Source organism: Flavobacterium sp. (assembly GCF_044371705.1).
GTDB lineage: Bacteria > Bacteroidota > Bacteroidia > Flavobacteriales > Flavobacteriaceae > Flavobacterium.
In genome coordinates, this window is record NZ_JBILTE010000164.1 from 1 (window position 1) to 5,630 (window position 5,630).

The window sequence follows — 5,630 nt, forward strand, 5'->3', positions numbered from 1 at the left end:
TTCCGTCTAAAAAAACGAATTATACCTTATATTTGCCCTGAAATTTCAGGGCTTTTTTTATGGTTAATCACAACGGTACTTTCGTTTCTTCTGATTTAATTTTAACGCAAAACAGAGCATTTTTATATGGCGATGCAGTTTTTGAAACGGTTAAAATTGTCAACGCCAAAATCTTATTTTTTGAAGATCATTATTTTCGGTTAATGGCGTCGATGCGTATTCTTCGAATGAATATACCGATGGAGTTTACATTAGAGTTTTTGGAACAAGAGCTTTTAAAAGTAGCCGAAACAAATGGTTATTCACATTCTGCCCGAGTTCGCATTACGGTTTACAGAAATGATGGAGGCTATTATTTACCTAAAGATCGGGGAGTTTCCTATTTAATCAGCAGCCAGGAAATAGCTTTTATAAATTATCAGTATTTTTCTGGTTCCTATGAAGTGGAATTGTATAAAGATTTTTATGTGAGTAGTCAATTGCTTGCCACTTTGAAGACTACTCAAAAAATGATTTCAACCTTGGGAAGTATTTTTGCCGATGAAAACGGGTATGACAATTGTTTGCTTCTGAACGAATCAAAAAATGTCACGGAAGCTTTAAATGGTTCATTATTTATGCTGATGGGGAATAAGTTGCAAACACCACCTCTGACTGAAGGCTGTTTGAATGGAATCATGCGTAAGCAAATTTTAACTATTGCCCGAAAAATGGAAGGAATTGAAGTGGTGGAAGAACCTATTTCTCCATTTGATTTACAAAAAGCAGATGAACTGTTTTGCACCAATGTGGTTCGAGGAATTCAACCCATTACAAAGTACCGTAAAAAGGAATATATTACTACTTTTTCACAGAGTTTGGTGCAACAATTGAATGAATTTGCAGGAATTGCTTAATTGAGCATTGGATTTTCGGGAGCATTTGACCATAAAAGGTATTCGCCGCCTAATTCGATGAGTTGTTCTTTCCAAAAATCAAACGTAGGTTTTTTGAAAATAGAACTTTTGTAGATGTTTTCAATGGCGATCCATGAATTGGAATTCATTTCATCTTCCAATTGATTGGCATCCCAACCGGTGTATCCCAGAAAAAAACGGATGGAGTCTTTGTGAATTGTCCCATTATTGATTAAATCGCGGGTTTGTTCAAAATCGCCGCCCCAATAAATTCCGTTGGAAATTTTGATGCTGTTAGGGATTAGATTTGGAATACAATGAATGAAATACAAATTGTCTTGTTCCACCGGACCACCGTTGTAAATGCTAAACGATGCCTCAATATCCGGCACTAAATCATTAATGGTATACTCTAGGGGTTTGTTCATGATGAATCCAACGGAACCTTCCTTGTTATGATCTGCCAATAAAATAACCGAACGATTGAATGAAAGATCTCCAATAATAGAAGGTTCTGCAATGAGCAAATGCCCTTTTTTAAGTTTTTCTGTTATCATTCCGTCACAATTTTGAACTAAATTTAACAAATATATTTATTACTAACCAAATTAATCACAAAAAAAAAGCCTCACAATTGCGAGGCTCTTATATAATATAGACTAAAATATTAGTTCACAGAACCTTCTAATTCAGCACCAGCTTTAAATTTCACAACATTTTTAGCTGCAATTTTAATAGTTTTTCCAGTTTGAGGATTTCTTCCGTCTCTTGCAGCTCTTTTAGAAACTGACCAAGAACCAAAACCTACTAAAGATACTCTTCCGCCTTTTTTCAAAGTGCCACCTACGTTACCTAAAAATGATTCTAAAGCTAATTTAGCTGCTGCTTTTGTGATGCCTGCGTCAGCAGCAATTGCATCGATTAATTCTGATTTGTTCATAATAATAGTTATTAATTTTGGTTAAACATTACGTTAATAATAACAAATTTAAAAGGATTTCCTTACTGGGCAAGTGTTTTCGCAAGTTTTCGTAACTATTGTTAATAACTTAGGTTTTTTGTTGATAAAGGAATGCCGTTCGGCGAGTTTTTTCGCATTCTTTCAATGTTTACAATGCTTTACACCACTTTTGCATTCGGTGAAAATTGCATTCCGTTTAGCAATTCAGCAGTCGCCATTTTTTTCTTCCCCGGAAACTGAAGTTGTGTTATTTTTAATGAACCATCTATACCGGCGACGGTCATTTCTTTTTTAGTGGTATGAATACTTCCCGGAACCATTGTATGAGCTTCATTAATTAGTTGGGCTTCATAAATTTTTATCATCCATTCTTGGTTGTTGTCCCAAATTGACGTCCAAGCAGTGGGGTAGGGGCTTAATCCTCTGATTTGATTATACACTTTTTGTATAGGTTGCGTCCAATCAATTTTACAATTGTCTTTGTTTAATTTTGGGGCGTCTTTTATTCCCGAAGTTTCAGTTTGTAAAGTAGATTGCACGCCTTTACTTTCTATTGCAGCTAATGTATCTACTACAGTTTTACATCCCAACTCCATTAAGCGGTCATGTAGTTCTCCGGCATTTTCAGTTGGAGCAATCGCGGTTTCGGCACTTAAAATCATGGCACCCGTATCAATTTTATCATCAATAAAAAAAGTAGTGACACCTGTTTTTTCTTCGCCATTAATAATTGCCCAATTGATTGGTGCGGCACCACGGTAATTTGGCAGCAAAGAAGCATGTAAATTAAAGGTGCCAAATTTCGGCATTTTCCAAACTACTTCAGGGAGCATGCGAAAGGCAACCACTACTTGACAATTGGCATTTAGACTTCTTAGCTCTTCCAAAAAAGTCTCGTCTTTTAAATTAGTAGGTTGCAGAATTTTTAATTCGTGAGCCAAAGCATATTCTTTCACCGCTGAACAATTGATTTTTTGCCCTCTTCCCGCAGGCTTATCAGCAGCAGTAATAACTCCGACAACTTCATAATTATTTTTTAAAATAGCATCCAAAATGCCTACTGCAAATTCGGGAGTACCCATAAAAACGATGCGTAATTTTTCCATTTAATTGATTGTGTATTTATTATTGGGCAAAACTTTGATAAAGTCATTGTCTAATAATTCCTGAAGTGCAAAGATAAGTTGCTCTTCGCTAATCTTGGTTATTTGCTGCAATTCTCTAGATGACAAAGGTTTCTCTTTGATGAGTTTTAAAAGAACGTTTGAATCCTTTTCGGAATTGCTTTTGGTTACTTTTTTACTGATACAATACGAACAATTACCACAATCAGCGGTGCCACGCTCGCCAAAATAATTTAAAATTAAACTGTTTTTACAATGTGCTTTGTCAGTAACATAGTCAAGCACTGCTTGTAATTTATTCTGTTTCAGCTCGTTTTGAGCCTCCAAATATTTACTTACTCGATTGATGGTGCGTTCATCTTCGCGAACCTCATTAAAGGTGATAGAGGAGTCATTATTTTTAGCAGTATATTCAATAATTCCTTTTTCTTTGAGTCGAAGTAAAGTTGCTTCAATGACAGCTTCTGGTTGATTTGATTTTCTTGAAATTAAAGATAAATTAATAGCTGTTGGCATGTCATAAATGCCGGAATAGTTACGCAATACTGCCAAGATAACTTCCTCATCTTGCGGGTTCAAGCTGATGTATCGAATGACTTCTTTGCTTTCCAACAGAAATTGCAAGACAATCTTTTCTGAATATTCCTGTGAAAAAGTAATAATGCCTTGCCGGTCTAAAAATGTTAAACTGTTATAAGTTTTGATCACCGGAAATTGATACTGACTGCAGAAATGATTTAAATTGAAAGAAAATTGTTCATCAATTCCTTCTCCGTAAGCAATTTGAAAGTAATTGCACAATTTGTTATAAACCGTTTTTAAAAACTCTTTATCAGGTAAACTATGGATAAATTGTGATTGTGCCGAAACCGTATCCGAAGGATGATGCAATAAAACAGCAAACGATTTTTCGCCATTTCTTCCTGCTCGTCCTGATTCTTGGTAATAATTTTCCAGATTCTCCGGTAATTGTACATGAATAACTGTTCGAACATTTGGTTTGTCAATACCCATACCAAAAGCGTTAGTAGCAACAATCACTTGTGCCTTTTCAGACATCCAAAGGTGCATATTTTTTTCTTTTTCACGCTTGGGCAATCCACCGTGATAAAAAGTGGTTTGAAATCCTAATTGCGAGAGTTGAAAGGAAAGATCGTGACACATTTTCCGATTTCGGACATATATAATAGAAGGTTCCGGATTCTTTTTTAAAATCTGCTCTATTTTATACCCTTTGTCTTCGGTTTCGTAAACAAAATAGCCAATATTTTCACGTGCAAACGAAATTTGAAACAACTTGGGTTGCTGCATTTCCAGCTGTTTGATGATGTCTTTTTTCACGTCCAAAGTGGCCGATGCGGTCAAGGCAATCATAGGCACATTTGGAAACAAAGGTTTTAGCAAATTGATTTTGGTATAGGAAGGCCTAAAATCATGTCCCCACTGCGAAATACAATGTGCTTCATCGATAGCAATTAAATTTAATGGAAGATTTTTGATTTTTTCTAAAACCCAATCTTGCTGTAAACGTTCAGGCGAAACATATAAAAATTTATAATTCCCATACACGCAATTGTCTAATAATGTAATGACCTCATCAGCGTGAATACCTCCTGTTAACGCAATTGCTTTGATGTCGCGTTTCATTAAATTGTCCACTTGGTCTTTCATCAACGCTACTAAAGGAGAGATAACTAGGCAAATCCCCTCATTGACCAAAGCCGGAATTTGAAAACACAACGATTTTCCGCCACCTGTGGGTAGCAAAGCTAAGGTGTCTTTTCCATCCAAAACCGATGCAATAATTTCTTCTTGCGGATATCGAAAGGAATCGTAGCCCCAATATTTTTTTAATAGCTCATGAGCTTTTGACATAAACTTATATTGAAATTTTATCTAAGATATAAAGAATTCGATTAGCAACAGTGTCTTGAGGGACTTCAATAGGTTGGTAACCAAAATCTTGATACGTTTCGTTGAGGTGGTTATAAATTAATTTAGCTTGTTCAAAATTTTCATACCGATGGTCGTCAGAACTATAGATAGCTTCCCAAGGAGGCAATATGAATACAGATTCGTACCGATGTTCCTTACAAGCTTTGTCAAAAACAGTAGGATAGGAGTCGCCAATATAATTCATGTATGCCAAAACATCCGGAATTCCTCGGTCTAAAAAAACAATTTCGTTTGTTGCGTGTAGAGCTTCTTCATATTGTTTTTTTCGTCCTTCCAAAATCAGCTGACTAAAAAGCACCGGATTTTTCAAAAAAAGTTGGCTAATGCCTTGTTCTTTGGCTTTTTGAGTAATTTCTCTTGAAATTTCAGGAAAGCAATTAAACCCTTTGTCAAGTAAAGCGTTGATTAATGTGGTTTTTCCGGTCCCCGGACCTCCGGTAATAACGATCAAATGTTTACTCACGTTTTTATAAATAAGGCAATAAAAGTAGCTAAACATACTATTCAATCCAACTATTGATACTGTTTTGACATTTTATTGGCATAGTTGTATGATTAAAAAAGTGTATTTTTGTTGTCAGTTTTTATACAAATAGTCAAAAACAGAATTCTTTTACTCAAAAGAGAATTTTGAAATCAAAAATGTATATTTGCTTCAAATTGCGATAGATTCATGCAGTAGTTACCTCCGTA

6 protein-coding genes are annotated in these 5,630 nt (G+C 35.4%); 1 reads left to right on the plus strand and 5 read right to left on the minus strand.

The window, feature by feature from the left end; genetic code table 11:
- Positions 1-59: 59 nt before the first annotated feature.
- Positions 60-896 (plus strand): aminotransferase class IV, encoded by an 837-nt coding sequence (locus ACIQ2S_RS10555; RefSeq protein ID WP_396175749.1) that lies wholly within the window; start codon positions 60-62, stop codon positions 894-896.
- Here the strand turns inward: ACIQ2S_RS10555 and ACIQ2S_RS10560 are convergent.
- The 5 genes from ACIQ2S_RS10560 to ACIQ2S_RS10580 all read right to left on the minus strand — a co-directional run bounded on the left by ACIQ2S_RS10560 (position 893) and on the right by ACIQ2S_RS10580 (position 5,400).
- Positions 893-1,453 (minus strand): YqgE/AlgH family protein, encoded by a 561-nt coding sequence (locus ACIQ2S_RS10560; protein ID WP_396175751.1) that lies wholly within the window; start codon positions 1,451-1,453, stop codon positions 893-895. The genes ACIQ2S_RS10555 and ACIQ2S_RS10560 overlap by 4 nt on opposite strands.
- 110 nt (positions 1,454-1,563) lie before the next feature.
- The gene (locus tag ACIQ2S_RS10565) at positions 1,564-1,836 is read right to left on the minus strand and encodes an HU family DNA-binding protein (protein WP_396175753.1); all 273 of its coding nucleotides are present in this window, start codon (positions 1,834-1,836) and stop codon (positions 1,564-1,566) included.
- A gap of 179 nt (positions 1,837-2,015) precedes the next feature.
- The gene (gene fmt / locus ACIQ2S_RS10570) at positions 2,016-2,963 is read right to left on the minus strand and encodes a methionyl-tRNA formyltransferase (RefSeq protein ID WP_396175755.1); all 948 of its coding nucleotides are present in this window, start codon (positions 2,961-2,963) and stop codon (positions 2,016-2,018) included.
- A complete protein-coding gene (locus ACIQ2S_RS10575) occupies positions 2,964-4,856 on the minus strand; it encodes an ATP-dependent DNA helicase RecQ (protein ID WP_396175757.1) in 1,893 nt (630 codons plus the stop codon).
- Positions 4,857-4,860: 4 nt separating this feature from the next.
- Positions 4,861-5,400, minus strand: a complete 540-nt coding sequence (locus tag ACIQ2S_RS10580) for an AAA family ATPase (RefSeq protein WP_396175759.1) — start codon at positions 5,398-5,400, stop codon at positions 4,861-4,863.
- Positions 5,401-5,630 lie beyond the last annotated feature (230 nt).

Bases quoted from the DNA above. Each gene is read 5' to 3' on its own strand.
- ACIQ2S_RS10565 (WP_396175753.1), bottom strand. From the start codon at position 1,836: ATGAACAAATCAGAATTAATCGATGCAATTGCTGCTGACGCAGGCATC.
- ACIQ2S_RS10575 (WP_396175757.1), bottom strand. From the start codon at position 4,856: ATGTCAAAAGCTCATGAGCTATTAAAAAAATATTGGGGCTACGATTCC.
- fmt (WP_396175755.1), bottom strand. From the start codon at position 2,963: ATGGAAAAATTACGCATCGTTTTTATGGGTACTCCCGAATTTGCAGTA.
- ACIQ2S_RS10560 (WP_396175751.1), bottom strand. From the start codon at position 1,453: ATGATAACAGAAAAACTTAAAAAAGGGCATTTGCTCATTGCAGAACCT.
- ACIQ2S_RS10555 (WP_396175749.1), top strand. From the start codon at position 60: ATGGTTAATCACAACGGTACTTTCGTTTCTTCTGATTTAATTTTAACG.